Here is a 25,305-nt window from a genome sequence, read left to right as displayed (position 1 = left end):
TCACGATCTGCCATCGCCGGTCATCTGCCATCAATCGCGGTCGCTCTGCGGGCGTCCGCGATTTTGACTGTCTACGCCGCTGCCGACAACCGCTCGGACGGGATGCGATAGGAAATCGCCTCGGCGACATGGATGCGCCCGAGCCGATCGGCCGCGTCGAGATCGGCGAGCGTGCGGGCGACCTTCAGAACACGATGATAACCGCGGGCCGAAAAGCGAAACTTCTCCGCCGCATCGCGCAGGAGCTGCAGCGCGGCAGGATCCGGTTCCGCGAGGACTTCGATCAAGGCCGTGGAACAACGGGCATTGGTCGCAACCTCAGGCACGCCGGCCGCTTCGAAGCGCTCCCGTTGCCGGTCCCGTGCCCGCTGGACGCGTCGGGCGACCTCGGCGCTCGGCTCGGCGGCCATCGGACGGATGAGAGCGGTTGCAACCACCGCCGGAACGTCGATGCGGATATCGATCCGGTCCATCAGAGGACCGGAAATACGCCCCTGGTATTCGGTAAGGCAACGCGGGCCTCTTGCGCAGGTGTGTCCGGGCTCACCCGCCAGCCCGCAACGGCACGGGTTCATAGCTGCGATCAGCTGGAAATCGGCGGGATAAGTAACGCGGTGGTTGGCGCGGGCTATCACGCACTCAGCCGTTTCGAGCGGCTGTCTCAGGGCATCAAGCACCTGCGGCGCGAATTCCGGCAACTCGTCGAGAAAAAGCACGCCTTTGTGGGCGAGTGACACCTCGCCGGGTTTTGCCCGCAACCCGCCACCGACGAGGGCCGCCATCGTGGCGGAATGATGCGGCGTGCGAAACGGACGGCGGTCGGAGAGTTTGCCGCCGGACAGTTGCCCGGCAATCGAATGGATCATTGAGACTTCGAGGAGTTCCGGCGCGGAGAGCGCGGGCAGGATCGACGGCAGGCGCGAGGCCAGCATGGACTTTCCGGAACCGGGAGGACCGACCATCAGCAGATTATGCTACATTAATAGCATAATCTGTGATACCGGATTCCACCATGACAAAAGCATACTCATACATCCGCTTCTCGACCCCGGAACAAGCGCAAGGGGATTCGCTGCGCCGCCAGACGGCCAAAGCGGAAGCGTGGGCGCAGCAGCACAGCCTTGTCCTCGACAACTCCCTTCGGGATCTAGGGGTTAGTGCGTTCCATGGGGCAAACAGAACGACTGGAGCGCTCAAGTCTTTCCTGGAAATGGTCGAGGACGGTAGGATACAACGCGGCTCTTACCTGATCGTTGAAAGCCTGGATCGCCTGTCCCGCGAAACGGTAATCGATGCCGCCACACGGCTCTTCGCTCTCATCCAAGCGGGCATCATCGTTGTGACGTTAAGCGACGGTCAGGAGTATTCATCCGAGCGGCTGCGTCAGGACTGGACTCCTCTCATCATCTCCCTTGCCGTCATGGCCCGCGCTCATGACGAGAGCCGTATCAAGTCCGAGCGCGTCGGCGAAGCATGGCAACAAAAGAAGGAGAAGGCCCGGAAGGAAGGAAAGCCTCTCACGCCGAGATGTCCGGAATGGCTTGAGGTGCGCGACGGCGCATTCGTAGAGCGCCCCGAAAGGGTCGCCCTAGTCCGACGTGTCTTCCAGGAAACGATCGATGGGTTCGGGCGGCGCGAAATCGTGCGCCGGCTGAATTCGGAAGGTATCCCCACGTTCCGGGGCGGCAAGGGCTGGCATACATCCAGCATCGCCAAAATCCTCCAAAGCCGCGCGGTCCTCGGCTAGTACCAACCCCACACTGGCACCCATCGCAACCGGAATCGGAAGCCGGAAGGTGACCCCATCTCGAACTATTATCCGCCGATCATCGACAACGGTATCTTCTTACGCGCGCAAGGTGCCACGCAAGGACGACGGCAAAATGCAGCCGGGCGTAAGGGCATGTCCGGTTCGCATCTGTTCCAAGGGCTCGCCCAGTGCGCTCATTGCGCTGGCCCCATGCACATCATCAACAAGGGCAAGCCTCCGAAAGGAGGCATCTATCTTGCCTGCTCTGCCAACATCCGCAACGCAGGTTGCGACAACAACCGCCGTTGGCGGGTCGATATGCTCGAACCGCTCCTGCTCGCGGCAATCGACATGCTGGATCAAGCTGCGTTCTCCAGCCAGAACTATGGCCTCACACAACTTCGGGCGGAAGCCGAGGCGCTTAGAACCCAGATTGCCGATTTCGAGCAGCGGCAACGCACCCTGATCGAACTGGTTGAGTTTGGCGACGACATCGCCACTGCGCGCTCCCTTGAACTCGCCAAACACATAAAGCGCAGCAGGAAGGAACTGAAAGCCGTTGAGGATCAAATTGCGAAGAACGCCGCAGAACCGGACCTCGCCGCCCGTGTGGCAGCGGCAGCGACTATTTCCCGGCAACTTAACGAGACCCCCGATATCGAAGAGCGCCGCGAACTCCGGACTCGCCTGCGGGAGATCATACGCGGCATTGTCGAGCGAATCGAGTGCCATCAGAGATTCGGCGCTACCGCCGTTTTCATTCCAAGAGACGAGTTCCACATCAACAACAGGCGAAGCGAATACAACTTCACTTTTATGACGCGGGAGGGCATCCCCCGAATACTCCTGGACCAGAATGTTCCGGACGACATCATCGACGAGTGGGTTGGACCATGGCCATTCTGAATGCCTCGCCGGGGGCAGTCGATCCCAGTCCCCGCCGTTCCGACGGCGCTAATGCTGGACTTCCTGCGGCTGCCCTCTATCCGGTCACCGGCATGCGCGAATTCCCGCCGTCCCGCTGTCAGCGGCGCTATGCTGACGGCTCCGATATGCTCTTCTCTGTTGTCCGGCACGGGTAGCCTCGCTCTCTTCCACGACGATTTTTTCCTGCCCTTCGGGGCGGGCCACGTGTCCCGCCCCGATCCGCAACGCGGACCGGGGAAAAAATAGTCGTGGAACCTTCTCGCTCAGTGACAGCAGAAGGGGCGGCTGTTCTTGACCTTCGGTCACCGCCATGCCCCGTTTGGGCAAGGCGGGCGAAAGCCTATGCCGCCCCTCCCGCCGTCAACCCCTACCTAGCCGCCGTTAAGACTTCGATCGCCATCCGATCGATGACCCCGGAAATCATTTCCGGAAGCCTGGGCTCGACTCCCGAAATCCGCTATAAATCTAATGTTGTCAACAAGTTAGGAGAATTTCGGTGAAGACGAAAAAGACCCTGATCCGAGGCCTCGCGATTGACGTTCTAGTCGTCGAGACGACGCAGACGGATGCTGCGGACACGCTCTTCTATCGCGCCGAAATCTATGTTCGAGAGAAGCGGTCTGGCACCGAGAAGCTTGTCCGCCGGACACGTATCCCCGGCACCGCGAAAGAACTGGCTCAGGTCGTCCAGCAGCGTGGCGTTCGTGCTCTGGAAACTTTTTCGCGGACTGCCTGAAATGTTTTTCCAAGGACTCGCCAAGGACTCATTTTGCCCTCGCGAGGATTCGATGCCCTTCGAGTCCTTTCCGGCAAGGATTCAAGACCGTTGCGAAGTCAGACCGGACACGCCTCAAGGATATGAAATTCCTCGATTATTCCAAAGAAATTCGCCACGCTCTCCAGCGCCGTGAATGATCGACAGACAGAAAAGGAGACCTCATGTCACATACTACAAACTGCCTCATCGCCCACCACATCGTTGCCGAGTTCAAAGTGCTCAAAGAGACCTACGATCGTTACCTCGACCGGATGGATGAGCTCGTATGCTTGCTTGATGAGGATAGTGAGATTCGCAAAATGGCTGGCTTTCTTGCCGATGGTACCGACGACGTGACGCAGTACGTCCTCAACGGCAAGCACGTTGTCAGTGGCATCGAGGCAATGCTGAAGAAGGAGGAGGCGTGATGCAGGCTCCTCGACTTCTGGGCTGGGAGCGCGACGACACCGTTGCCGACGATACTCACAGCACATGGACGAACCTCCTCATCGTCGGTGACGGCGAGGAGGACACTTACGACATGTTGGTGCTCGGCGAGCCGGGGCGTACCGGACCGACGCACTACAGCGTCACAGGCACCCGCGACAGGACCGGCGTGACCTTTGCAGAGGGGCACGCGTCATCTTGGGACGAGGCCTGCCGCCTCAGCATTATCCAAGCCCGGCGGGCATCAATCAGGCCTGTTGAGTAGCGAAAGGCGACCGCCAGATACATTCTCGATTCCGAGTGGGTACAGACACCACGCAGAGCGCCGGAAGCGCTGTATGCACCCTTAAAATCGATCAGAAAGTGGACAATGGGGTCGAAAGGCCCTGTTTCCATATTATCACGTCACGACGATGGTCACGACCGCCGTCACCGCCGTGCCGATCGAATCCGTCGCCGACACCCAGACTTCGTAGCTTCCCGCCACCAGCGCCCGCCCGTCGATCCGGCCCGTCTTGACATCGAAGGATACGCCAAGAGGCAGCCTGCCGGAATATGAGTACGACAGGCTGCCAGATGCCCCTGAGACCACCGGACGCAGATCGAGCGCCGCGCCTGCCGCCACGGATGCCTGACCAGTCATCGACAACGCAAAGCCCGCCGAAGTCTCCGGCGGCAGCGGTGTCGTCGGCTCTTCCGGGGGAACCGCGACGGGGACGGCGATCGCACCCGTCGTTGACGACCGCAGCACGTACGTGCCGGCTGACGCGTCGACGTTCCAGAGAGCCGCGAACGCGGCAAGAATGATAACAGCCGTCCTCATACGTCGCCCTCCTCGAGTTCGCACGCCGGATAGCGCGAGAGAGTCTCGCTGTCGCACGGCGGGCAGACCTCCGGCAGACCGACGAGCCCGTTCACCCCGGCGCAGGCCTCCAGTGTCTGGATTGACAGCGGATTCCAAATCTGTTCGCCGCCGCGCCGGACGCGCCACGTGCCCGGCGGCACAGATTTCAGGAAGCCGGACTCCACGAGCCCGCCGAGGACTGCACTGTCATCGCCGAGAGACGACACCCGCCCGCCATCCGTCTCGTAGAGATCGAGCGCCGCCGCTATCTGCTGCTGTTGCCCCACGACCGCGACAAGCTCGGATCGGAGCCGTGCTCGCTCGTAGACCGCGCCGCCATACCAGACCCCAGCGACTGACAGCACGCCGAGGATGATGCCCGCGATCACGCCGATGACCAAATTATACATGTCTACTCCTCCTCCTCGAAAACGTCGTCGTCATCGTCGCCCCAGCCGGACCAGTCGAAACCCGCTAGATCGCGATCAGCGATCAGGTCCGCCGCCTCCAAGACCAAGGACGCGCAGCCGTCCGTGTCCGGGTGGTCGCTCTCAAGCTCGCGAGCAAGCTCCCGATCGATCTCCATGACTCTCTCCCGCGCGGATGCGGGCAGGCCCACCCGATTGAGGAAGCCGGCGAGGCTTGGACTGGTGATTTCGTCGGTCATGGGTTCGGTCCTTTCTTGTCGTCTGGATCATCATCAGGGGCTTCCGGTTCTGGTGGTTCGACCTGCTGCCGCTCCGCCTCCCACATCTGCGCAGCCGCCAGCATGGACCCTATAACCTCATCGTCAGACGCACCGGGCCGAGCGGCCATCCGGAGTCGCCACAGGTCGCCCGATTCGATGGAGTCGCGCAGCCACTCGACCACAGCGGGAGGAACCCGCGCTTCCAGAAGCTCGCGCGCTTCATCAGCCTTGCGAGGGCGGGATAAATCCTTCACCAGCCGCCGGAAGGAAGGCGGCGGGCGCATGCGACTGCTGGCATAGTCCAGCGGTTCCAGGCCGCGCTCCATAGCGTACGCCGTTGGTCCCCTGTCCTCATCGATCGACGAGGAGGGCTGCCGAGCCGGACGGAAGGGAAGCGACAACGTCGGCATCGGGATCGGCGGCATCATCGCCAACGCTCCCGATAGCAGCGCAAGCAGTTGGAGCAAGACCTTTCCGGCAGGATCACCTCCGCGAAGTCGCCGTTGCCGCTCGGCCAGCTCGCGGCGCATCTGATCGAGGCAGGTCCGGCGGCGACGTTGCTTCTCATTCATCGGAACCCTCGACATCACCCGGGCGGACCTTTTCCCGCCATCTCTTCGAGAGAGCCAGAAGCTCGCGCGTGCGGTGCCACTCCCGCGCAGCCTGGGCGATCTGATCCGCGGACCAGCATTCCTCGCAGGCATCTGTCAACACGCCTTCGGCCATCCAGACGGCGCTCTGATAGATGTATTCAATACGCTCACTGACTGCCGACATGCCTGATCCTCTTTGCCATCGCATACTTCAAGGATGCGTGCAGGTCGGGACCGGCGCAAATGTGGAGTGGCCGCCGCAAGTCCGGGTGAAGGATTCGACGTCGAATCCCAACGGAGTTGCCCAAGTGGCATTGTCGGCTCAGCGAAACCGCCTATCCTGCCGAACCTTAGGTTCAGCTTGGTACCCGAGGTGAATGTTCCGATGAAGAAGAGACCCACGAGTTTCGATGAACTTCTGAATTTTGAGCACCGCTGGCCTAAGAAGGGCGATCGGTTACTTCGACGATCGGGCGATTGGAACCGTGGGGTGGAGTTTTCCAAGCGACCGATCGATAGACACGTGCACCTGTGGGAAGGATACATGAGAGCCGGAGCCGGATTGATCGAATTGTGCACCCAGGATGGATACGAGGGCGACAGACACTTCGTGATCTACCCGATCTTGTTCAACTATCGGCACGGTCTCGAACTGGCAATGAAATGGATCGTCCTTCGTTTTGGCGGAGAAGGGTTCCAAGGGATTGAAGAAGACCACGACCTTTGGAAGCTTTGGAAGCAGTGCCGCGCGATCATCGCGAGATTTGGCGAAGACGATGAGGAAGCTACCAAGGCGGTCGAGAAGATCGTCAAGGAACTCCATGACCTCGATCGCAGCGGAGTGAGCTTTCGCTATGGCTGGGGCAAAGCGGGAAGGGAAATCAAACTGCCAGATCACATGATTGACCTGGAAAACATTCATGATGTCATGCAGGGAGTGTCCGGCTATTTCACGGGGCTCGATGGATGGCTGGACGACCTCCATTCGGCTGGGCCCTGATACGATGGCGCGGCTCCCGGACGATGGATTCGACGTCGAATCCTGATGGGTTCGCACCCATCCGGCAGCGCCGACTGCATTGTACGGCCTCCCTTGGTGCTCGATTTTTGTGCAGATCGCGGTTTTCGGGAGATTTCAGTCTCGCCGCCGGAGAGCGGGCGTCGAAATGCCCGGTGCTCGTTCCGGCTCCGGCCTCGGTGGACGGAGCGCGGCGAGCTCACGTCTGGCCGTCGCCAATTCGCGCCCGGTCTCTGCAAGGTTCTCCCGCAAGTTCTTCGCCCGCGCCTCCGCCTCCTTGTGTCCCGCATCGGCGGCGCTGGCCCGGTCGGCGGCATCGGCTGCGACACGTCGAAGAGCTTCCATTTCGGACTCGACGGCCGCGCGGATGCGGGCCGCGACCTTCGATTGCTTGAAGCCGTCGAAAAGGCTGCGCAGCGCGCCCGGCAGCCGCTGGAGCCTTGCCGTCGCCTCCCGGACACGAGCGGCCTCCTGCCGAACGCGTGCCATCATCGACAGGGCTTTGCGCTGTTCCGCAACGGCCCTGTCATGTACTGCCTTGGCGGCTTCCGTGGCTACCTTGGCGGCGACAAGCTGGCGATCCGCTTCCGCCTTGGCCGCAGCCGCCTCCGCCGCGATCCTGGCGGCATCTTCCTTCGTTGCCGCAACGAAGGTCTCGCCCTTGCGTTTGACCTCTCTCGCGCGCTCGATCGTCGTCTTCAGAGCTTTGGCCTGCGTCTGCTCCGCCTGCCATTCAGCCCTCGTCAGGCGACGGCGCTGCGGGCCGAGGCGCGTCAGGCCGCAGGGGATGGCGACGGTCTCGTGATACGCGTCCTGCCAGTCGCGCATCGCGGCCCGATATGCCTGATCGCCGCGCTTGTTCAGGGCCTTGGTGTCCTCGCCGTCAACGGGACCCGCCGCCATCACTGCGGCCTTTGCGCACTGGCCAGGATGCAAGGCCGAGGCTCGCATGGCCGGATCATCCGGCAGGACGTAAGCATGGACGTGGAAATATCCTTCGTCTTCATGGCGGATCACAGAGACGAGCTTGTCGCCGTACTGAAACCGCAGCCACGCCACCGTCCGCTTCTCCCACTCTTCCGCTTCACGGCGTTTCACTGGATCGGCGCGTACTTCATCCATCGCGAGCGGATGGCTCGCCACGACCGTCATCAACGTGTGCTGCGTCTTTTGGATTCTCCGAGGTTTGCCACCCTTCGGCGATGTCGTCGCGACATCGGCAGCAGCGTCGTGCAGCCGTTCCACCTCGTCGATCGTCGAGCCATAGACCACGACCGGAGGCGCAGGATTCCGAACGTGGACGGATGCCCCTGGATCGCGCCGGGCCTCATTGAAGACGAATGTGGTCGAGCGGCCCTTGCTGTCGCCCTTGCGCGAGAATGCTTCGAGGTGGACGAACTGGAAGCTCACTGCGATGACCTTGGTAGGCCGTACTCTGCCCACCTGCAAATTCGTTCGACGGTCAACGCGCGACGACGATCACGCTCAATAAGCAACCGCTCCAGCATTCTGCGTCCATGATCTACCCAATGCCCAACGAGTGGATCTTCAACGCGAAACTTTGCTAAATCTTCGATGTCACCATCCTCCCAAATGTCGTCGTCGTGACGAGCATTTCGTGACTTGCCCCAAGCATAGCCTCTGCTTCTCGCGCTCACACGAAAATGCCGTCGAGGCTGATCTTCCAAAACTTCAATCGCGGCTGAAAGAGCTTCGGTGACAAGCTCAAGCTCACCGTCCGTAAACTCGGATTCGCTTCTGTCGTGCATTGTTGATCCTCCCGGTGAATGCTGGTGGAAGAATCGTGAGTGCCGGCGGAGCCTGAAACAATAGTCTTTAGTGACCGACTAAAGCCTTTCCCTGTGGTCAAGGCATCGGCTCTCCGAGGGGGCCTTCCGCCGGACCATTTCATGGAGACCTGGCGGGGCCTTGTCGCCGTCCTGTGGACGACGAGGCAGTCGATGACTGCCGCTCGGTGACTTCGCCTCGTCAGAGGCTCGGGGCGTTGCCCATGGTGATGCGGGGATACCCGACATCCCGCCGCTGTGCGGCATATTCACGATTCGTCGCGGTGTATGGTGTTTACCTATCATGGGGTCTGGGGGGCTTTGTCCCCCAGCACGATACACTATACAAATCACTGCTGCTCGGCTTGCCGCATGGCCTTATGCACTTGCCCGACCGACACCCCGAGATGGGCAGCCAGTTCCGCAACCGTCATCCCCTGCGATGCCCGGAGATAGAGGGCCTTCTGGCCCATCTCCCGCCGCGCCGCCTGTTGTGCGGCCCGATCCTTCGCACCGCGACTATGACGGGATGCCTTCGTCCGTTCGGTGTTCAGTTCCCGTTTCCGGTCCTCGTCGACCAGCACCCGAAGTCCCGCCGCACGTTGCTCAGCCGGATCGATGTCCAGCCACTCGACAATCGTGCTAGCCTTCATCCGGTAGCGACAATCGACCTCATGTCCGTTGAACGTCGCCGTCTGCCCCGCAGCGGCCTGTCTGGCGCGCTTGATGACAGCAGACATTCGAGATGTTGTTTCGCTGTCACGCCACCCCGCCGCCTCGTTGCCGAGTGCAAGGATTTCACGCCCAAGGACTTGTGGCGGTGATATCCATGAAATCGCGGATGCGGCCACGAACAACCAGGTATCTCGCTGGCCGTCCGGCAACGCCCCTTCAGGACACCGATATGCCCGAAGACGTTGGAGATCGGTCAGGACCGTCTCCCAGTACGTTGCCGCCGACAGGAACTTTGCCGGGCCTGCCTTGCCCTTCCCCTCCGCCTTGCGCTTGGCGCGCTCGGCACGAAGGGAAATGAGATCGGCATGGGTGACAGGCAGCACCTCGTCGGCGAGCGTCCCGAAGACATGGCGTGTGGGCACTTCTGGCGATCCTTGACACCACACCATGCCAACCATCCGCCGATTAGAATCGGCGCGACTGTTGTCGGAACCTACAAGCCGGAAGACGCGAGCGGCATCTTGTGCCCGCTTGTCTGCGCCGAATAGCTCTAGCACCGCCCCCAGACGCTTCTGGACGGCATTCCAGCGCGGCAGGGCGGCACGAGGAAGGAGTTCCGTCAACCACACGCAGACGAGCCCGCGTCCGGTAGACAGGATATAGGAGGGGTGCGGCAATATCGCCTCTTCCAGATGATCGAGAACCGCCCCGGCTACGTCAGCCGGAGCCTTTCCACGCCATCGCGACACATTGTGATAATCAAGGTCGGCATAGCAGGCACCGATCGCCATCAGATCGGAAATAGACCGCCATTTCCCGAAAGCTGCCTGCGACACGTACAGGTCGGCGCGATTGTCCTGACGAAGCAGTCGCTCGGCTTCCTCGACAGCACATGATCCTGCGCGAGCAGTCCATTCTCGCCACGGCTTGCCGCTCCCGTCGCGGACTCGCTGCGCGAAGCTGATGACACCGTTCCGGATGCCGCCCGATCTGCCGTTGTAAGGATGCAAGTTTTCGAGATGCTGACGCGCGCCGAAGGCCCTGTAATCGAATTTGGCGAGGCCAAACGAGGCGTTGTCAACAATTTGGTTTGGAAAGATATGGTTCGGCTCGGCTTCGGAGGTGAGATATCCGAGCCCCGGGCTCAAGCGGTTGTCAACGGCGGCTTTACAATGTCAGCGAAGTTGTTCAACATTCGAATACATTCCCGTGAAAAACCGCCTGAGGGTTGCGAGCCCTGTGATGGCGGTTTTTCTATGCTCGATCGTCGGCGCACATGGGTCAAGGCCCTCGACTTTCGTGGCCTACCTGCTACAGCTAGGCAAACGACTACTTTTGATTGAAATGTCATGGGCATAGTATCAAGCGACGGCAACAACATCCACTTCGAGGGAGAGTTCGGCGAGACTGATCTCCAGGTGGCCATTGCAGCCATTCACAACACCCTGAAATCAGATCAGTACCGAAGCATCGCTTTGGACTTCGCGCATGTTACAAAGGTGATGGCACCTAACATTATCCCTTTATGTGCCCACGTCAGGCAACTTCTACATCGAGGATTTGACACGTTCCTGACCCTTCCAACTGAGGTCAAGCTTGCGCGATTGTTTAAGAACACTGGTTGGGCCCACCTCATCGATCCCATCCAGTTTCCAGAAGTAGCGCCCGCCCGGGGCAACCACTCCCCTGCGCTAATCTATAACACTCCGGACGAGCAATACGCTGCGGTTAGCAGGACCATCGACATCATTCTAGGATCCTCGAAAGGCCTGAACCGAGGAAATCTCTCTGCCCTCGAATGGGCAATAAATGAGATCACCGACAATGTGCTGAATCATGCCGACAGTGAAATCGGCGGCATCCTGCAAGTGACTACGCGACGAGATGGAACGGTTGTCGAAGTCGTCGTCTGCGATGTTGGGAGCGGAATTCCTCGAACCCTGCGGAGTGCGCACCGGGAGATCAGCAGCGACCTTGATGCCTTGGAGCATGCCATCCAAGAAGGAGTCACGCGAAATAGCCAGACCAATCAAGGCAACGGCTTGTTCGGTTCGTCGAGGATTGCTGAACTCTCGGGAGGGCAGTTCCGTATTCATTCCGGATACGCGACACTCAAGCTCGATAAGTCGAAGGGCCTGCATATTAGGAAAAACACAGTTCCTTTCAAAGGAACCCTAATCGCATGCTCGATCAACTGCGAGGACTCCAAGATACTTGAGCAAGCTCTATACTTCAGAGGAAAAAAGTATACGCCGAGCTACACCTATTACGATCGCATCGATGATGAAGAAACAATCGACTTCGTAATGAGAAATGAAACATTTTCTTATGGAAATCGTGAAAATGCGAAGCCAATCCGCAATAGAATCTACAACATTTTAAAAAATACGAACGCCTTAGTGCGGGTAGACATGCAAGATGTTGAAATCGTTTCCAGTAGCTTCGCAGATGAGGTTTTCGGCAAGCTCTCGTCAGAGATAGGTCATGATAACTTTAGCCGCCGAGTACGGATCGTCCAGAGCAATTCCACCGTCGCCGGCTTGATCGCAAGAGCGATTGAGCAGCGAAAGGCCCTTGATTCGAACGAAGCTCAGGCCAGTAGCTGAGCATCGAGGCTCAGATCGCTCCTCGACGGCTCCACGTAGAGCACGAGCATCATGGTCACCGTAGGAACAGCGACCACCGCGACACCCGCCAGGATCCAACGCCACCGCATCCATTGCCAGGTTGCGTACTCGGCGCAGGCGCAGCTTTCCATTTCCGGAAGTCCTCCCTCCGGGCATCTTCACACGCCTGGTCGGTGCGCCCCCATGATATCAATCTTTGATTACAGCTAGATACAGACCCAGCAGCGCCAGAATCGTGCCGATCGTCCACTGCCAGTGGGCGAACCAGAATTCGACTAGCTTGCGCGCCGCCTGTGCCGTCCAATGGCGTTCATAGTAGCCACCAACAATGATCACGCTGCTCCGAGGATCGTTCTCGTAGGGCACGTATCGCCCTTCGTACCAGTCGACGATCTTTTCCTTCAGTAATCCGGTTGCCATCCTCTTACTCTGTGATCGGTGTTACGTTCGAAGGGGTATATTCGAGTATGACACCTTGCTCTCTGCGTCCTCTACTCCAGCTTTCTCCAGCTCGATGACGATCGCGTCCCAGACAGGGATAGGAAATTGCGTCGGACCGATCAGGACGTGTTCGAGAAGATCTGGAATGGAAATTCCTGTCATGCCGCTAGGTGCATGATCCTGTAGAGGTATCTTATATACAGGCTGTGGGATTCCGGCGATGCATTCCACATCAAGTTCTAGGGTCCCTTTCTCGTCGAGCTTTTCGGTGTGCATAATTCGCCACTCTTTCTCTTCAAGAAAGCCTGGATGCTTCGTGCACATCGCCACTGCACGAAGAAGCATGCAAAAATAACCCTTGATCTCTTCCCGACCCTTCGATTGCAAAAAGTCCTTGTTGGTAGAAATGTTGTTGGCGATCTCTAGGAAAAGATCGCGGAGATCGTTGTCATTGAAATAATAGACGGGGCTACTAAACGCGCCGAAAGTGTCACTCAGGCTGTACAATGGCAGGGGATTGATCACCAAGCCGACTCCCACCTGATTGGCTGTATAAGACCGCCACATGGAGAGCCGGCCGTAATCGTTCTCAGATGAATCATGTTCGGAGAGGCAGGTCACATAGGTCTTGTTTCTCAACTGGAACAGCCATCCGTCGAACCATTTAATACTGTCTTCGGTCAACCCTGGGAAGACGGCGTCCAACGCCGCACCGACCGCGCGAAGGCCTTTCTCCGTCTCCGAATCCACTGGAGGCGAAAAAGAACGCTGGAGGAGTTGGAATCCATGTTCGACTTCCATGAAGTCGTTCATGCACCGAACGTTTCTCATCCAAACGCGACCATTGCGGATGATCGAAACCGCTGCCGCAGCAGAGGTGTAATGAATTAATCGTCGATTGTGACGAACCAGATCGTCTCGCCTTCGGCCCTCATGAGGCGCGAAGATATCCCGGAGCCTGAACACGTCCTGCATGGATCCCCCGAATCGCTACCCACGAGCCATCATAGTGCTTACGAGGGGAGTTCCGACACAGCTTCCCCGGAAGATTTTTAATGTAGCACAATGTCAGCAGGTTGTGACCGCCGGCCGCCGCCACTTCGAGCGCGCGCTTCGCACTTTCCTGCCCGCGAATGTCGGCGAGATCGGGCAGATTGGCGGCCAGTGCACGGACTGCCGGCTCCGGCCGCGACAGGACCTGGGTTCCCCGAAAGTGATTGGCGAGCGCAATCAGGCTGCGCGGTGCCAGAATATCCATCTCCGCCCCAGCCCAGGCCGCCTCGGGTCCGCTGTGAGCCGGGCAGATCAGACCCTTGCCAAGCGCATTGGCGCCGATCGCCGCAGGCAACGCACCGGCAATCGAGGCAATCGTTCCATCGAGATTGAGTTCGCCAATGACCACGTAATCGGAAAGGGCGTCGCCGGGTATCGCGCCCAGGGCCGCCATCAGGCCGAGCGCGATGGGAAGATCAAAATGCGAGCCTTCCTTCGGCAGATCCGCCGGTGCGAGATTAACGGTGACCCGCTTGGGCGGCAAAGCAAGGCCCGAGGCATGTAAGGCGGCCTGCACCCGCTCGCGGCTTTCGGCGACCGCTTTGTCGGGCAGGCCGACGATCTGCATGCCGATCTTGCCCGGCGCGATCATCACCTGCACGTCGACCGGAACCCCTTCGATGCCCTGAAATGCAACCGTACTGACACGCGCAACCATCGCCCGCCCCCTCGATCTGCCCCCTGGCATGGCGGGAAAATACATCTTTCGCGCGCTGCCGATCGAACACTGACACGGATTTCGAGTAATGACAAGAACATTTGCGGAACATTTGCGCGCAATATTCCCGCATAGGTTTTACATCGGTTGTATCCGGGAACAAACATCGTACGCCGTGGGCAGTGACGCCGCCCGGCAGTCTCAGGCGCGCTTTCTCTCGATTGCGTCCCAAAGCAGGGCGGCGATATCCGCACCGCCGAAGCGTTTCACTTCACGGAGGCCGGTCGGCGAGGTGACGTTGATTTCCGTCATGTAGTCGCCGATCACGTCGATGCCGACCAGCAGAAAGCCGCGCTCCCTCAGCGCCGGACCGATCCTCGCACAGATCTCGCGCTCGCGCGGCGTCAGTTCGGTCGCCTCGGCACGCCCGCCGACATGCATGTTGGAGCGGCTGTCGGTTTCAGCCGGCACACGGTTGATTGCCCCCACCGGCTCGCCGTCGACGAGGATGATACGCTTGTCGCCCTTGCGGACGTCCGGCAAGTAGGCCTGCGCAATGAAAGGCTCCCGGAACACCTGATGGAACATCTCCAGCAGCGAGGAGAAGTTGCGGTCGTCGCGGGTTGTGTGGAAGACGCCGGCACCGCCGTTTCCGTAGAGCGGCTTCAGGATGATATCGCCCATCTCCTCGCGGAAGCGCGCAATCTCGTTGTTGTCGCGGGTGATCAGGGTCGGCGGCATCAGGTCCGCAAACTCGGTGACGAAGATCTTCTCCGGCGAGTTGCGGACCCAGGCAGGATCGTTCACCACCAATGTCTTCGGATGAATCCTCTCGAGCAAATGGGTCGAGGTGATGTAGGCCATGTCGAACGGCGGGTCCTGCCGCAGCAGGACCACGTCCATCGTGGCGAGGTCGACGCGCTCCGGTGTACCGAGCGTGAAATGGTCACCCTTGACGTCGCGCAGTTCCATCGGCTCGACGGTCGCAAAAACGCGCCCGTCCCGCATGGTCAGGCGATCGGGCGTGTGGTGGAACAGGCGGTAACCACGGGCCTGCGCCTCGAGGCTCATCGCGAAGGTAGAGTCGCCTGCGATTCCGATACCGGACACATGGTCCATCTGGACCGCGATATTAGTGATCTTCGCCATTGCCTGCCCCTCGTTGAAAGCAGGTCAGATGTAGGCCGCCGCCGCCGCGATGGCAACGTCGCGGCGTCCTAATTTTCTGAACCTCGGTTCAGCCGAAGAGGCCCCGACGAGACGGTGAGCGCAACGCATTGCGGATCCTGTAAAGCGTCGCGAGCGGTTCCGGAAACGGCTTACGCAGGAAGGCGATCTTCCGGACGTAGTTGTCGATCCGCCAGGTCGCCCAGGTGCCGCCGCGGAAATAGGCGATGTCGCCGGCCTTCAGCACTCTTTCGCTGCCGTCTTCCGCCGTGACATGAACCTCACCCTCCTGGATCACGACGGTTTCGTCCCAGCCGAAGTACCATCGGAACTCGCCGGCGGTGCAATCCCAGACGGCTGTCGAGCTCGCCTCGTCCGTACTGGTCGAATGATCGCCGACACGGGCCATCGGGGTCCCCCGGATGATCCAGTCCGGATTGATCGGCGCGGGCTTCAGCACCAGCATGCCGCTATTTGCGGCTACCAGCGGCGGACGCTCTCCGAGCTGCCGTTCCTTCGGCAGCGTCGCGAGTGCGCCTGCCATGCTGACGAGAAGAAGCTTCAAAGCCATGGTCTCTCCCTCGAAAATTCGGTCTCGTGAGGAAGTAGCAGACAGGCGTGAGAGCACGGTTAGCGCGATCGTTCAAATTTTCCGCAACCGCAGACTTCCGACACAACGGCGGAGCCACGGATGCAAGCCACCATGTCTCGGCCGGGCTCGGCGTCTCAGGCCGACGTGCCTTGCGGTAGCGCCGATGCAGCCGTGTTGGTTACGGGAGCGACACGCTTGCCGGTCTCGCTGGAGAAGAAATACAGCCGCGTCAGAGGCGCCGCCAACAGCATCATCGGCGTTATCTCCGTGTCCAGTCCGAGGGAAACCGTCAGTCGCTGTCCGGCGACGTGGCCGTGAGCCAACCTGTGTGCACCTAATTCCTCGACGTAATCGACGGAGAAGGGCAATGATGGCGCGCCTTTCTCGACGACGGCGAGGTCCTCGGGGCGCACGCCAACGGTGATCGGCCCGGAAACCGCGGTCGGCTGTCCGATCGCGAATTCTGTCTCGCCAATCCGCAGACGATCATGATCGAGCACCGCGTCCAAGAGGTTCATCGCGGGCGAACCGATAAAGCTTGCCACAAAGGTGGAGGCAGGATTGTGGTAGACCTCCAGTGGCGTGCCAATCTGCTCGATGCGGCCGGCGTTCAGCACGACCAGACGATCGGCCAGCGTCATCGCCTCCAGTTGGTCGTGTGTGACGTAGATCGATGTCGTACGGAGCCGACGCTGCAATTGCTTGATCTCGCCGCGCATGGAGACGCGCAGCTTGGCGTCGAGATTGGACAACGGCTCATCGAAGAGGAAGGCCGCCGGCTTGCGGACGATTGCACGCCCCATCGCAACGCGCTGGCGCTGGCCGCCGGAGAGCGCCTTCGGCTTGCGATCGAGATAGGGCTCGAGCTGCAGCATACGGGCGGCTTCGGCGACACGGGCGTCGATCTCCGCCTTGGGTGCGCCACGGTTCTTCAGGCCGTAAGCGAGATTGTCGTAGACGCTCATATGCGGATAGAGCGCATAGTTCTGGAAGACCATGGCAATGTCTCGATCCGCCGGCTCCACGCGATTCACAATCCGATCACCGATGCTGACGCTGCCGCTCGAAATGGTTTCGAGCCCCGCGACCATGCGCAGAAGCGTGGACTTGCCACAGCCGGAAGGGCCGACGAGCACGATGAACTCGCCGTCCGCGATCGAGATCGAAACATCCGTCACGGCGTGGACGCCACCGGCATAGACCTTTCCGACCTTGTCGATTTCGATTGAAGCCATCTTCACTTCTCCGTTTCCACAAGGCCTTTTACAAAAAGCCGCTGCATGAAAATGACGACCAGCACCGGTGGCAGCATGGCAAGCATGGCGGTGGCCATGACGAGGTTCCATTGCGGTTCGGCATCGGCAACTTCTGACATACGCTTGATGCCCATGACGATGGTGTAATAGCCGGGGTCAGTCGTCACCAAGAGCGGCCAGAGGTACTGGTTCCACCCGTAGATAAAGAGGATGACAAAGAGCGCAGCCATGTTGGTTCTGGACAACGGCAAAAGCACGTCGCGAAGAAACTTGAGCGGCCCCGCACCATCAATCCGCGCCGCCTCCAGCAACTCATCCGGAACCGTCAAGAAGAACTGACGGAACAGGAACGTGGCCGTCGCGGAAGCAATCAGCGGGATCGACAGGCCTGCATACGAATCCAACATCCCCAAATTGGCAACAACCTCGAAGGTCGGCACGATGCGCACCTCGACAGGCAGCATCAGCGTAACGAAGATGATCCAGAAGCAGAACTGGCGCAGCGGAAAGCGGAAGTAGACAATCGCAAATGCTGAGAGGAACGAGATCACGATCTTTCCCACCGCAATCGACAAGGCCATGATCAGGCTGTTGACCAACATGGGTGTGAGCGGCGGCATACCGAAGGAGGCGAGACCCGAGGTCAGCATTTGCCTGTAGTTCTCCAAGCCGTGGCCACCCGGCGTGAGCGGAATCAAGCCGGAGAGAAAATCGTTCGGACCGTGGGTGGAGGCAATGAACGCGATATAGACAGGCAGAGCGACGATCGCCACACCTGCTATCAGCACCAGATGTGCCAGAATTCTGAGGCCGGGCCTGTTCTCAACCATCCGCTGCCCTCTCAGTATTGTACGCGCCGCTCGACAAAGCGGAACTGGACGAAGGTAAGAAAGATGACGATGCCCATCAGGATGACCGACTGGGCGGCGGACGATCCCATATTAAGGCCGATGAAACCGTCGTTGAAGACCTTGTAGACGAGGATATTCGTCGCCTGCGCCGGACCTCCCTTGGTCGTGGCATGTATGACGGCAAAGGTATCGAACATCGTGTATACGATGTTGACGACAACCAGGAAAAACGTGGTGGGCGAGAGCAGCGGAAAAATGACGGTAAAGAAGCGCTTCGCCGGCCCCGCTCCGTCGATGGCGGCCGCTTCCCTCAACGACTGAGGAATGGCCTGCAGGCCTGCCAGGAAGAAAAGGAAGTTGTAGGAGATCTGCTTCCAGCTCGCGGCCATGATCACCAGGATCATCGCGTCGATGCCGGAAAGCCTGTGATTCCAGTTGTAGCCGATCCCCCGGAACACGTAGGGCGCAATGCCTATGGTCGGATTGAACATGAACCACCACAGGATACCACCGACTGCAGGGGCGACCGCATAGGGCCAGACAAGCAGCGTCGTGTAGACGTTACGGCTGCGGATGCAGCTATCGGCAGCGAGTGCGAGGATCAGCGCCAGAACAATCGAAGAAACGGCAACACCGACCGAAAACACCAGCGTGACCTGTAGCGAATTCAGGTAGCCTGGATCCGCAAAAAGTGCCGTGTAGTTCTTAAGTCCGACGAAGGCCGTGCTGAGGCCAAACGGATCCTCCTGCAGGAACGACTGGCGCACCGCCTGGGCGGCCGGCCAGATGAAGAAGATCAAAGTAACCGCGAGTTGGGGCAACAGGAGCCCGTATGGCAGAATCTTGTTGCCGAATATCGTGCGCTTGGTCTGCATGGCGGCATCCGACGGATGGAGGCTTTGAGGGGATACAGAAGGCCTGCCGGGTCGCCGACCCTGCAGGCCCTTCCGCTAGCTCGGACTTGCTTCGGAAACTTTACTGGTTTGCCGCAGCAAAGTCGCCGATGAGCTTGTTACCGCGCTCCACCACCGCGTCGAGCGCTCCTTGAGCGTCCTTCTTGCCGGACAACAGCGCCTCGAACTCCTCATCGATGATCGTTCGGATCTGCACGTAGTTGCCGAAACGAAGCCCCTTCGAGTTTTCCGTCGGCGGATTCAGCGTCATCTGCTTGATCGCAACGTCGGAGCCAGGGTTCTTCTCATAGTATCCCTGCTGCTGACCGAGATCGTAGGCGGCCTGAGTGATCGGCAGGTAACCCGAGAACTGGTGCCAATCGGCCTGGACCTCCGGCGAGGACAGGTAATGGAAGAAGTCGGCAACGCCCTTGTATTCATCCTCGTCGTGTCCCTGCAGGACCCAGAGGGTTGCTCCACCGATGATGGAGTTCTGCGGCGCACCGTCAACGTCAGAATAGTAAGGCAGCATTCCGAAGCCGACTTCAAAATCCTTCGCGTTGTTCATGACGGCGGCGCGAGCGGCCGACGAATTCATATACATAGCGCATTCTTGCGCATAGAATTTCGGCGGAGCGTCATCGCCTCCGACAGGCCCGCCATACTGGAAGACGCCCTCGTCCTGCCACTTCTTCAAATTCGACCAGTGCTTGACCTGGACGGGGCCATTGACGGTGAGCTTGGGGTCGATACCACCAAAACCGTTCTCCAGCGTGCCGATCGGTTGATTGTGCCAGGCGGAGAAGTTCTCGAGCTGTACCCAGGAAATCCAGCCGGAGGTGAAGCCACACTTGGCGGCGCCCGATTCCATGATCTTCTTGGAATAGGCTTCTACGTCCTGCCAGGTCTTCGGCGGCGTTTCAGGGTCGAGCCCCGCCTTCTTGAAGACGCTCTTGTTGTAATAAACAATCGGCGTCGATGAGTTGAACGGCATCGAAAGCATATTGCCGTCCGTATCCGTATAGTAGCCTACAACGGCCGAGAGAAAGCCCTTCGGATCGAATTCGGTCCCGGTATCGGCCATCAGCTTGTAAACCGGGTAGACCGCACCCTTGGCCGCCATCATCGTACCCGTTCCGACTTCGAACACCTGGACGATGTCCGGCTGCTGCTTGGCACGGAAAGCGGCGATCGCCGCCGTCATTGTCTCGGTATAGTTGCCCTTGTAGGTCGGAACCACCTCATACGCGTCCTGCGACTTGTTGTAGTTGGCAACGATCTCTTCGAGTTTCTTTCCCAGCTCACCGCTCATGGCGTGCCACCAAGTGATCTGGGTCTTGGCAAAGGATGTGGAGGCCGACAGGCTAAGTGCCAGCGCGGCAAAAGCAACTTTCTTTATCATGTGTTCCTCTCCTCCTCAGAAGAGTTGAGACTTTAGAGACATCGAATAGGCCGTCAAGGCAGAAATTTTCGCTTCGACGTTCGTTCGGCGATCGGAGGGTTTCGGTTCGCTTTCGCTTCTCTAATGAGGCGGGATGAACGGTAGGTGACGGTTCGATGACGGTGACGTGACCATTCAACGACACTTTCGTGACGCTTCCATCGACCCTACGCAGCGATCTAAAACGCGTCTTCGAAATGCCTCGGCAGGCGCCAAGGCATGACGGCAACGATGTCGTAGCGGCAAGAGAGGTTGGAAAAATCCGGTTGCCGCGAGAGCCAGACGTCGCTCGCCGCATGAATGCGCTTCTGGGTGCGAAAGCTTACGGCGTCGACGGCGCTGCGCTCCAGACGGCGGGCCTTCACCTCCACGAAAACGGCAATCGTGCCTTTGCGCGCAATGATGTCGATCTCGCCGGCGCGGCAACGAAAGCGCAAGGCGACAATGCGGTACCCCTTCAGAAGAAGAAAAAGCGCGGCAACGTATTCGGACAAACGCCCGCGTCGTTCCGCCCTGAGCCGCCGGCCGTCGGGTCTTCTCTCCTGCGGCCGGACGGTACTCATCCCTCGTCCTTGAGTTCGAGAATCCGCTGGTAGAGGTCCTTGCGAGATAGACCCGTCCGCCTTGCCGCCTCGGTTGCCACCTTACCGGCGGGGAGGTCGGCAGCAAGGCGCTTCAGGAGTGTGTCGACATCGTCCTGCGCCGGCGCCTCGGGGGGAGCAGGCGGACCGATCACCAGCACGATCTCGCCCTTCACAGCGCGGTCACCACCATAGTAATCCGCAAGTTCTGCGAGGGTACCGCGCCGGAACTCCTCGAAGGTCTTGGTCAGTTCGCGGCACACGCAAGCTTGCCTGCCGACACCGAGCACATCCGACGCGGCAGCCAGCGTGTCGCCGATACGGTGCGGCGACTCGAAGAACAGCAGCGTGCCTGGGACCTCCCGCACCTCCTCCAGGCGATCCCGCCGCGCCTTGTCCTTCGTTGGCAGGAACCCGGCGAAGAAGAAGGCGTCATTGGGCAGGCCGGAGCCGACGAGGGCCGCCAGCGGGGCCGAAGGCCCGGGGATCGGCACCACCCGGTGACCGGCATCGATCGCCATGCGTCCCAGACGATAGCCTGGGTCGGAGACGAGCGGCGTGCCGGCATCGGAAACCAGCGCCACGGATTTTCCTTCCGCCAGGGTGGCGAGTAATTTCGGGCCCGCCACCTCGGCATTGTGTTCGTGGTAGGCGATCGGCCGGTTATGGATACCGTAGCGATCGAGCAGAACGCGGGTGACGCGCGTATCCTCGCAGGCTAGCACATCCGCGCCGGCAAGCACCTCGAGCGCCCGCAACGTGATATCGCCAAGGTTGCCGATCGGCGTTGCGACCAAATAGAGCGCAGGTTCGAGCGGCCGGGCGGAGATCACCGCATCGTGGAGACGATAGGTCTTCGGGGAGGCCGCGGCGTCCTTCCGGATGTCAGTCACAATAGGCGTCCTTTCGGGGATGACAGCGCCTTTATGGTTCAGCATCGATCTTTGAACAAGATACAATGCCCATTCGCTCCGTCCGCGCGTGATGGCTCTTGCAATCGACCGCCTTTTGCTGCCATTTTGCGCGTCCACATTCTCCGGCCGACGAACAGCGCGGCGTCATATTGCGGCCATTCCAGCTCCCCGGATGGCGACAGGTCGAAAGCGGTAAAGTCTATGCGTATCACACTTGAACGGTCCAACCTTCTCAAATCGCTGAACCATGTTCATCGCGTGGTCGAACGTCGCAACACCATCCCGATCCTGTCTAACGTGCTGCTGCGGGCGGAAGGCGCCAGCCTCGACATGAAGGCAACCGACCTGGACCTCGAGATCACCGAGGCGACGCCCGCCATGGTCGAGCAGGCCGGTGCAACGACCGTACCGGCCCACCTTCTTTACGAGATCGTCCGCAAGCTGCCGGACGGCGCCGAAGTCCTGCTCGCAACCACGCCGGACGGCGCCTCGATGACGGTCGCCTCCGGCCGCTCCAAGTTTTCGCTGCAGTGCCTGCCGGAATCGGACTTCCCGGATCTTACCGCCGGCACCTTCAGCCACGCCTTCAAGCTGAAGGCCTCCGATCTCAAGATGTTGATCGATCGCACGCAGTTTGCGATCTCGACGGAGGAGACCCGCTACTACCTGAACGGCATCTTCCTTCACACGATCGAGAGCGCCGGAACGTTGAAGCTGCGCGCTGTAGCGACCGATGGCCACCGGCTGGCGCGCGCCGACGTGGAGGCCCCGTCCGGCTCCGAGGGCATGCCTGGCATCATCATCCCTCGCAAGACGGTCGGCGAACTGCAGAAGCTGGTCGACAACCCGGATCTCGTCGTCACCATCGAAGTGTCGGACGCAAAGATCCGCTTCACCATCGGCTCGATCGTCATGACCTCGAAGCTGATCGACGGCACATTCCCGGACTACCAGCGGGTTATCCCGACAGCGAACGACAAGGAGATGCGGGTCGATTGTCAGACCTTCGCCCAGGCCGTCGACCGCGTATCGACCATCTCATCCGAACGCGGGCGCGCCGTGAAACTCGCGCTCTCCGACGGTCATCTGATGCTCACCGTCAACAATCCCGATTCGGGCAGCGCAACCGAGGAAGTGGCCGTCGGATACGAAAACGACTCGATGGAAATCGGCTTCAACGCCAAGTACTTGCTCGATATCACCGCTCAGCTCTCCGGAGACGATGCGATCTTCATGCTTGCGGATGCCGGCTCGCCCACGCTCATTCGCGACACGGCCGGCGATGACGCACTCTACGTGCTGATGCCGATGCGGGTTTGAGGGACCGCTCGGTCGAATCCGTTGGATTTCTGCTCTATGCGCGCCATTTAGCCTTGTTTTTGCGACAAAGCGGCGCAACATAGCCCCAGTGTGACCGCTGCGGTTTTTGCATAATCGGTCTCTGGTGAGGGTTAGGCCATGGTACGACGTCTGAAGGAACGGTTCGAGAAGAAGTTCGACGAGGAGATCCGGTTCTTCAAAGGCATGATGCAGGGACCGAAGCTGGTCGGCGCGATCGTCCCGACCTCCTCGATCACCGCAAAGAAGATGGCGAGCATCGTCAATCCGAACTCCGGGTTGCCGGTCCTGGAACTCGGTCCCGGTACCGGGGTGATCACCAAGGCGATCCTCGCGCGCGGCATACCGGCGGAAAGGCTGGTCTCCGTCGAGTATTCCGAGGACTTCTACAATCACCTCAAGGAAACCTATCCGGCGGTGAACTTCATCCACGGCGACGCCTTCAATCTCGACCACACGCTTGGAGCGCTCGCGGGCCAGAAGTTTGATTCCGTCGTTTCCGCCGTTCCGCTCTTGAACTTCCCGATGCAGGATCGGATCCGGCTGCTGGAAAGCCTCCTCGACCGCCTGCCGCCCGGCCGTCCGGTGGTGCAGATTTCCTATGGACCGGTATCGCCGATCATTGCGAAGCCCCATAGCTATCACATCCAGCACTTCGACTTCATCGTCCGCAACATCCCGCCGGCGCAGCTCTGGATCTATCGCCGGGCATAGCCGGCGATGTTCGCGCTTTACATCACCCATCCGCAGGTCCGGGTCGATCCCGATATACCCGTTCCGCAATGGGGACTTTCCGACATTGGCGTGAGTCGAGCTCGAGCCGCTTCGGCCCTGCTGTGGGTGAGCCGGCTCAGACGCATCGTCTCAAGTGCCGAAATCAAGGCAATGGAGACAGCGGCGATTCTCGCTGAGGCGGCGGATATCGACTACGAGACGGTCGACGCAATGCATGAGAACGACCGGTCCGCGACAGGATTCCTCTCGCCGTCAGAATTCGAGAAGGCGGCCGACTGGTTCTTCGCCCATCCTACCGAGAGCTTCCGGGGATGGGAAAAGGCGATCGACGCCCAACGACGGATCGTCCGCGCCGTGGAAGCCGCCCTCGCCGGCCATGATCCCGCAAGACCCATCGCCTTTGTTGGCCACGGCGGCGTCGGAACCCTCTTGAGATGCCGTCTTGCCGGCGTTCTCATTTCCTGCAGCAAGGACCAACCCGGAGGCGGCGGTAATCTGTTTGCCTTCTCCCTTGCAGATCGCCGCGTCACGTGCGACTGGACGGCGATGGAAAACTGGCCGGGAGTGAACCCTTGACCGCACGAGAACGCCTCATCGTCGGGCTCGACGTACCGACGCTGCGTGAAGCCGAAACGATCGTCGACAAGCTTTCGGACGACATCCTCTTCTACAAGATCGGTTACCAGCTGGCCTTTGCCGGCGGGCTGGAATTCGCCCGCGATCTCGCCGCATCGGGCAAGAAGATCTTCCTGGACATGAAGCTGCTCGACATCGACAACACCGTCGCCTCGGGTGTCGAGAACATTGCGAAGATGGGGATGTCGATGCTGACGCTCCACGCCTATCCAAAGGCGATGCGTGCGGCGGTCGAGGCCGCCAAAGGCTCCGGCCTCTGCCTGCTCGGAGTGACCGTGCTGACGTCCATGGACGAAGGCGATCTCATCGAGGCCGGCTACGAATACGATCCGCACACCCTCGTCCTTCGCAGGGCCGAGCAGGCACGTGCGGCCGGCATGGGCGGCATCGTCTGCTCGGCAGAAGAGGCGCGCGCCGTTCGCAAGGTCATCGGTCCCGACATGGCGCTCGTCACACCGGGCATCCGGCCGGCCGGTGCAGATCGCGGTGACCAGAAGCGGGTCATGACACCCGCCGACGCGCTCAAGGCGGGCTCCAGCCACCTCGTCGTCGCCCGGCCCATCGTCAAGGCGCAGGATCCGAAGGAGGCGGCGCGCGCCATCCTCGCAGAAATGGCCGAGGTCCTCTGAACCTCGG

The 25,305-nt window shown here is 60.1% G+C and carries 29 protein-coding genes and 2 pseudogenes; 11 read left to right on the top strand and 20 right to left on the bottom strand.

Features of this window, described 5'->3' with window-relative positions:
* Positions 1-71: 71 nt before the first annotated feature.
* Positions 72-974, bottom strand: a pseudogene (locus EUU22_RS17565) (YifB family Mg chelatase-like AAA ATPase); the annotation flags it as partial.
* Positions 975-1,012: 38 nt separating this feature from the next.
* On the opposite strand from EUU22_RS17565, the gene EUU22_RS17560 reads away from it, so the two are divergent.
* From EUU22_RS17560 to EUU22_RS17540, 5 genes are all read left to right on the top strand, one after another.
* On the top strand, positions 1,013-1,747 hold the full coding sequence (locus tag EUU22_RS17560) for a recombinase family protein (protein ID WP_129333287.1): 735 nt from the start codon (positions 1,013-1,015) through the stop codon (positions 1,745-1,747).
* A 156-nt stretch (positions 1,748-1,903) separates the two neighbouring features.
* Positions 1,904-2,656, top strand: coding sequence for a recombinase zinc ribbon domain-containing protein (locus EUU22_RS17555; RefSeq protein ID WP_129333286.1), 753 nt, complete (start codon positions 1,904-1,906; stop codon positions 2,654-2,656).
* Between the two features lie 517 nt (positions 2,657-3,173).
* A complete protein-coding gene (locus EUU22_RS17550; protein WP_129333285.1) occupies positions 3,174-3,413 on the top strand; it encodes a hypothetical protein in 240 nt (79 codons plus the stop codon).
* Between the two features lie 203 nt (positions 3,414-3,616).
* Positions 3,617-3,862: a hypothetical protein gene (locus EUU22_RS17545; RefSeq protein ID WP_129333284.1), complete on the top strand. Its 246-nt coding sequence runs from the start codon at positions 3,617-3,619 to the stop codon at positions 3,860-3,862.
* Positions 3,862-4,146, top strand: a complete 285-nt coding sequence (locus EUU22_RS17540) for a hypothetical protein (RefSeq protein ID WP_129333283.1) — start codon at positions 3,862-3,864, stop codon at positions 4,144-4,146. The genes EUU22_RS17545 and EUU22_RS17540 overlap by 1 nt, the downstream gene beginning before the upstream one ends.
* A gap of 135 nt (positions 4,147-4,281) precedes the next feature.
* Here EUU22_RS17540 and EUU22_RS17535 read toward each other — a convergent pair whose 3' ends face one another.
* Genes EUU22_RS17535 through EUU22_RS17515 form a run of 5 tightly spaced genes read right to left on the bottom strand, consistent with a single transcriptional unit; the run spans position 4,282 to position 6,190 of the window.
* Positions 4,282-4,704: a putative Ig domain-containing protein gene (locus EUU22_RS17535; RefSeq protein ID WP_129333282.1), complete on the bottom strand. Its 423-nt coding sequence runs from the start codon at positions 4,702-4,704 to the stop codon at positions 4,282-4,284.
* Entirely contained in the window at positions 4,701-5,135 is a 435-nt protein-coding gene (locus EUU22_RS17530) for a hypothetical protein (RefSeq protein WP_129333281.1), read from the bottom strand. The genes EUU22_RS17535 and EUU22_RS17530 overlap by 4 nt, the downstream gene beginning before the upstream one ends.
* Before the next feature lie 2 nt (positions 5,136-5,137).
* Positions 5,138-5,392, bottom strand: a complete 255-nt coding sequence (locus EUU22_RS17525) for a hypothetical protein (protein WP_129333280.1) — start codon at positions 5,390-5,392, stop codon at positions 5,138-5,140.
* Positions 5,389-5,985 (bottom strand): hypothetical protein, encoded by a 597-nt coding sequence (locus EUU22_RS17520; RefSeq protein ID WP_129333279.1) that lies wholly within the window; start codon positions 5,983-5,985, stop codon positions 5,389-5,391. Before EUU22_RS17520 ends, EUU22_RS17525 begins: the two co-directional genes overlap by 4 nt.
* Positions 5,978-6,190 (bottom strand): hypothetical protein, encoded by a 213-nt coding sequence (locus EUU22_RS17515; RefSeq protein WP_129333278.1) that lies wholly within the window; start codon positions 6,188-6,190, stop codon positions 5,978-5,980. Before EUU22_RS17515 ends, EUU22_RS17520 begins: the two co-directional genes overlap by 8 nt.
* Before the next feature lie 201 nt (positions 6,191-6,391).
* On the opposite strand from EUU22_RS17515, the gene EUU22_RS17510 reads away from it, so the two are divergent.
* The gene (locus EUU22_RS17510; RefSeq protein WP_129333277.1) at positions 6,392-7,006 is read left to right on the top strand and encodes a hypothetical protein; all 615 of its coding nucleotides are present in this window, start codon (positions 6,392-6,394) and stop codon (positions 7,004-7,006) included.
* 135 nt (positions 7,007-7,141) lie between these two features.
* On the opposite strand, the gene EUU22_RS17505 is transcribed toward EUU22_RS17510, so the two are convergent.
* The 3 genes from EUU22_RS17505 to EUU22_RS17495 all read right to left on the bottom strand — a co-directional run bounded on the left by EUU22_RS17505 (position 7,142) and on the right by EUU22_RS17495 (position 10,634).
* Positions 7,142-8,467 carry a plasmid recombination protein gene (locus EUU22_RS17505; protein ID WP_129333276.1) on the bottom strand — a complete coding sequence of 442 codons (1,326 nt, stop codon included), beginning with the start codon at positions 8,465-8,467 and terminating at the stop codon, positions 7,142-7,144.
* Positions 8,431-8,793, bottom strand: a complete 363-nt coding sequence (locus tag EUU22_RS17500) for a hypothetical protein (protein ID WP_129333275.1) — start codon at positions 8,791-8,793, stop codon at positions 8,431-8,433. Before EUU22_RS17500 ends, EUU22_RS17505 begins: the two co-directional genes overlap by 37 nt.
* 368 nt (positions 8,794-9,161) lie before the next feature.
* Positions 9,162-10,634: a sigma-70 region 4 domain-containing protein gene (locus EUU22_RS17495; protein ID WP_129333274.1), complete on the bottom strand. Its 1,473-nt coding sequence runs from the start codon at positions 10,632-10,634 to the stop codon at positions 9,162-9,164.
* 201 nt (positions 10,635-10,835) lie between these two features.
* Between EUU22_RS17495 and EUU22_RS17490 the strand changes: the two genes are divergently transcribed.
* On the top strand, positions 10,836-12,092 hold the full coding sequence (locus tag EUU22_RS17490; protein WP_129333273.1) for an STAS-like domain-containing protein: 1,257 nt from the start codon (positions 10,836-10,838) through the stop codon (positions 12,090-12,092).
* A gap of 210 nt (positions 12,093-12,302) precedes the next feature.
* Here EUU22_RS17490 and EUU22_RS17485 read toward each other — a convergent pair whose 3' ends face one another.
* The 11 genes and pseudogenes from EUU22_RS17485 to rsmI form a co-directional block, all read right to left on the bottom strand.
* Positions 12,303-12,533, bottom strand: a complete 231-nt coding sequence (locus EUU22_RS17485) for a hypothetical protein (protein ID WP_113251316.1) — start codon at positions 12,531-12,533, stop codon at positions 12,303-12,305.
* Between the two features lie 21 nt (positions 12,534-12,554).
* Positions 12,555-13,367, bottom strand: coding sequence for a DUF2971 domain-containing protein (locus tag EUU22_RS17480; RefSeq protein ID WP_165351204.1), 813 nt, complete (start codon positions 13,365-13,367; stop codon positions 12,555-12,557).
* A 256-nt stretch (positions 13,368-13,623) separates the two neighbouring features.
* Positions 13,624-14,265 (bottom strand): annotated as a pseudogene (locus tag EUU22_RS17475) (magnesium chelatase domain-containing protein); the annotation flags it as partial.
* A 201-nt stretch (positions 14,266-14,466) separates the two neighbouring features.
* Complete coding sequence (gshB, locus tag EUU22_RS17470; RefSeq protein ID WP_129333272.1) at positions 14,467-15,414, bottom strand: glutathione synthase; 948 nt, start codon at positions 15,412-15,414, stop codon at positions 14,467-14,469.
* Positions 15,415-15,502: 88 nt separating this feature from the next.
* Positions 15,503-16,003: a cupin domain-containing protein gene (locus EUU22_RS17465; RefSeq protein WP_129333271.1), complete on the bottom strand. Its 501-nt coding sequence runs from the start codon at positions 16,001-16,003 to the stop codon at positions 15,503-15,505.
* Between the two features lie 155 nt (positions 16,004-16,158).
* Positions 16,159-17,259, bottom strand: a complete 1,101-nt coding sequence (locus EUU22_RS17460; RefSeq protein WP_129333270.1) for an ABC transporter ATP-binding protein — start codon at positions 17,257-17,259, stop codon at positions 16,159-16,161.
* A 2-nt stretch (positions 17,260-17,261) separates the two neighbouring features.
* Positions 17,262-18,110, bottom strand: coding sequence for a sn-glycerol-3-phosphate ABC transporter permease UgpE (gene ugpE, locus EUU22_RS17455; RefSeq protein ID WP_129333269.1), 849 nt, complete (start codon positions 18,108-18,110; stop codon positions 17,262-17,264).
* 11 nt (positions 18,111-18,121) lie between these two features.
* Positions 18,122-19,006 (bottom strand): sn-glycerol-3-phosphate ABC transporter permease UgpA, encoded by an 885-nt coding sequence (ugpA, locus tag EUU22_RS17450; RefSeq protein WP_129333268.1) that lies wholly within the window; start codon positions 19,004-19,006, stop codon positions 18,122-18,124.
* Between the two features lie 100 nt (positions 19,007-19,106).
* On the bottom strand, positions 19,107-20,426 hold the full coding sequence (gene ugpB, locus EUU22_RS17445; protein WP_129333267.1) for a sn-glycerol-3-phosphate ABC transporter substrate-binding protein UgpB: 1,320 nt from the start codon (positions 20,424-20,426) through the stop codon (positions 19,107-19,109).
* A gap of 218 nt (positions 20,427-20,644) precedes the next feature.
* Positions 20,645-21,028, bottom strand: coding sequence for a YraN family protein (locus tag EUU22_RS17440; RefSeq protein WP_129333266.1), 384 nt, complete (start codon positions 21,026-21,028; stop codon positions 20,645-20,647).
* Entirely contained in the window at positions 21,025-21,939 is a 915-nt protein-coding gene (gene rsmI / locus EUU22_RS17435) for a 16S rRNA (cytidine(1402)-2'-O)-methyltransferase (RefSeq protein WP_439329162.1), read from the bottom strand. The genes EUU22_RS17440 and rsmI overlap by 4 nt, the downstream gene beginning before the upstream one ends.
* Positions 21,940-22,161: 222 nt before the next feature.
* Between rsmI and dnaN the strand changes: the two genes are divergently transcribed.
* The 4 genes from dnaN (at position 22,162) to pyrF (ending at position 25,298) form a co-directional block, all read left to right on the top strand.
* Positions 22,162-23,280 (top strand): DNA polymerase III subunit beta, encoded by a 1,119-nt coding sequence (gene dnaN / locus EUU22_RS17430; protein WP_129333264.1) that lies wholly within the window; start codon positions 22,162-22,164, stop codon positions 23,278-23,280.
* Between the two features lie 138 nt (positions 23,281-23,418).
* On the top strand, positions 23,419-24,012 hold the full coding sequence (gene pmtA / locus EUU22_RS17425) for a phospholipid N-methyltransferase PmtA (RefSeq protein ID WP_129333263.1): 594 nt from the start codon (positions 23,419-23,421) through the stop codon (positions 24,010-24,012).
* Between the two features lie 6 nt (positions 24,013-24,018).
* Positions 24,019-24,609 (top strand): histidine phosphatase family protein, encoded by a 591-nt coding sequence (locus EUU22_RS17420; protein ID WP_129333262.1) that lies wholly within the window; start codon positions 24,019-24,021, stop codon positions 24,607-24,609.
* Complete coding sequence (gene pyrF / locus EUU22_RS17415) at positions 24,606-25,298, top strand: orotidine-5'-phosphate decarboxylase (protein WP_129333261.1); 693 nt, start codon at positions 24,606-24,608, stop codon at positions 25,296-25,298. Before EUU22_RS17420 ends, pyrF begins: the two co-directional genes overlap by 4 nt.
* Positions 25,299-25,305 lie beyond the last annotated feature (7 nt).

Origin of the sequence: Ciceribacter ferrooxidans (assembly GCF_004137355.1) — a bacterium.
GTDB classification, from domain to species: Bacteria; Pseudomonadota; Alphaproteobacteria; order Rhizobiales; family Rhizobiaceae; genus Allorhizobium; species Allorhizobium ferrooxidans.
This window is presented reverse-complemented; position numbering and strand designations above follow the sequence as displayed.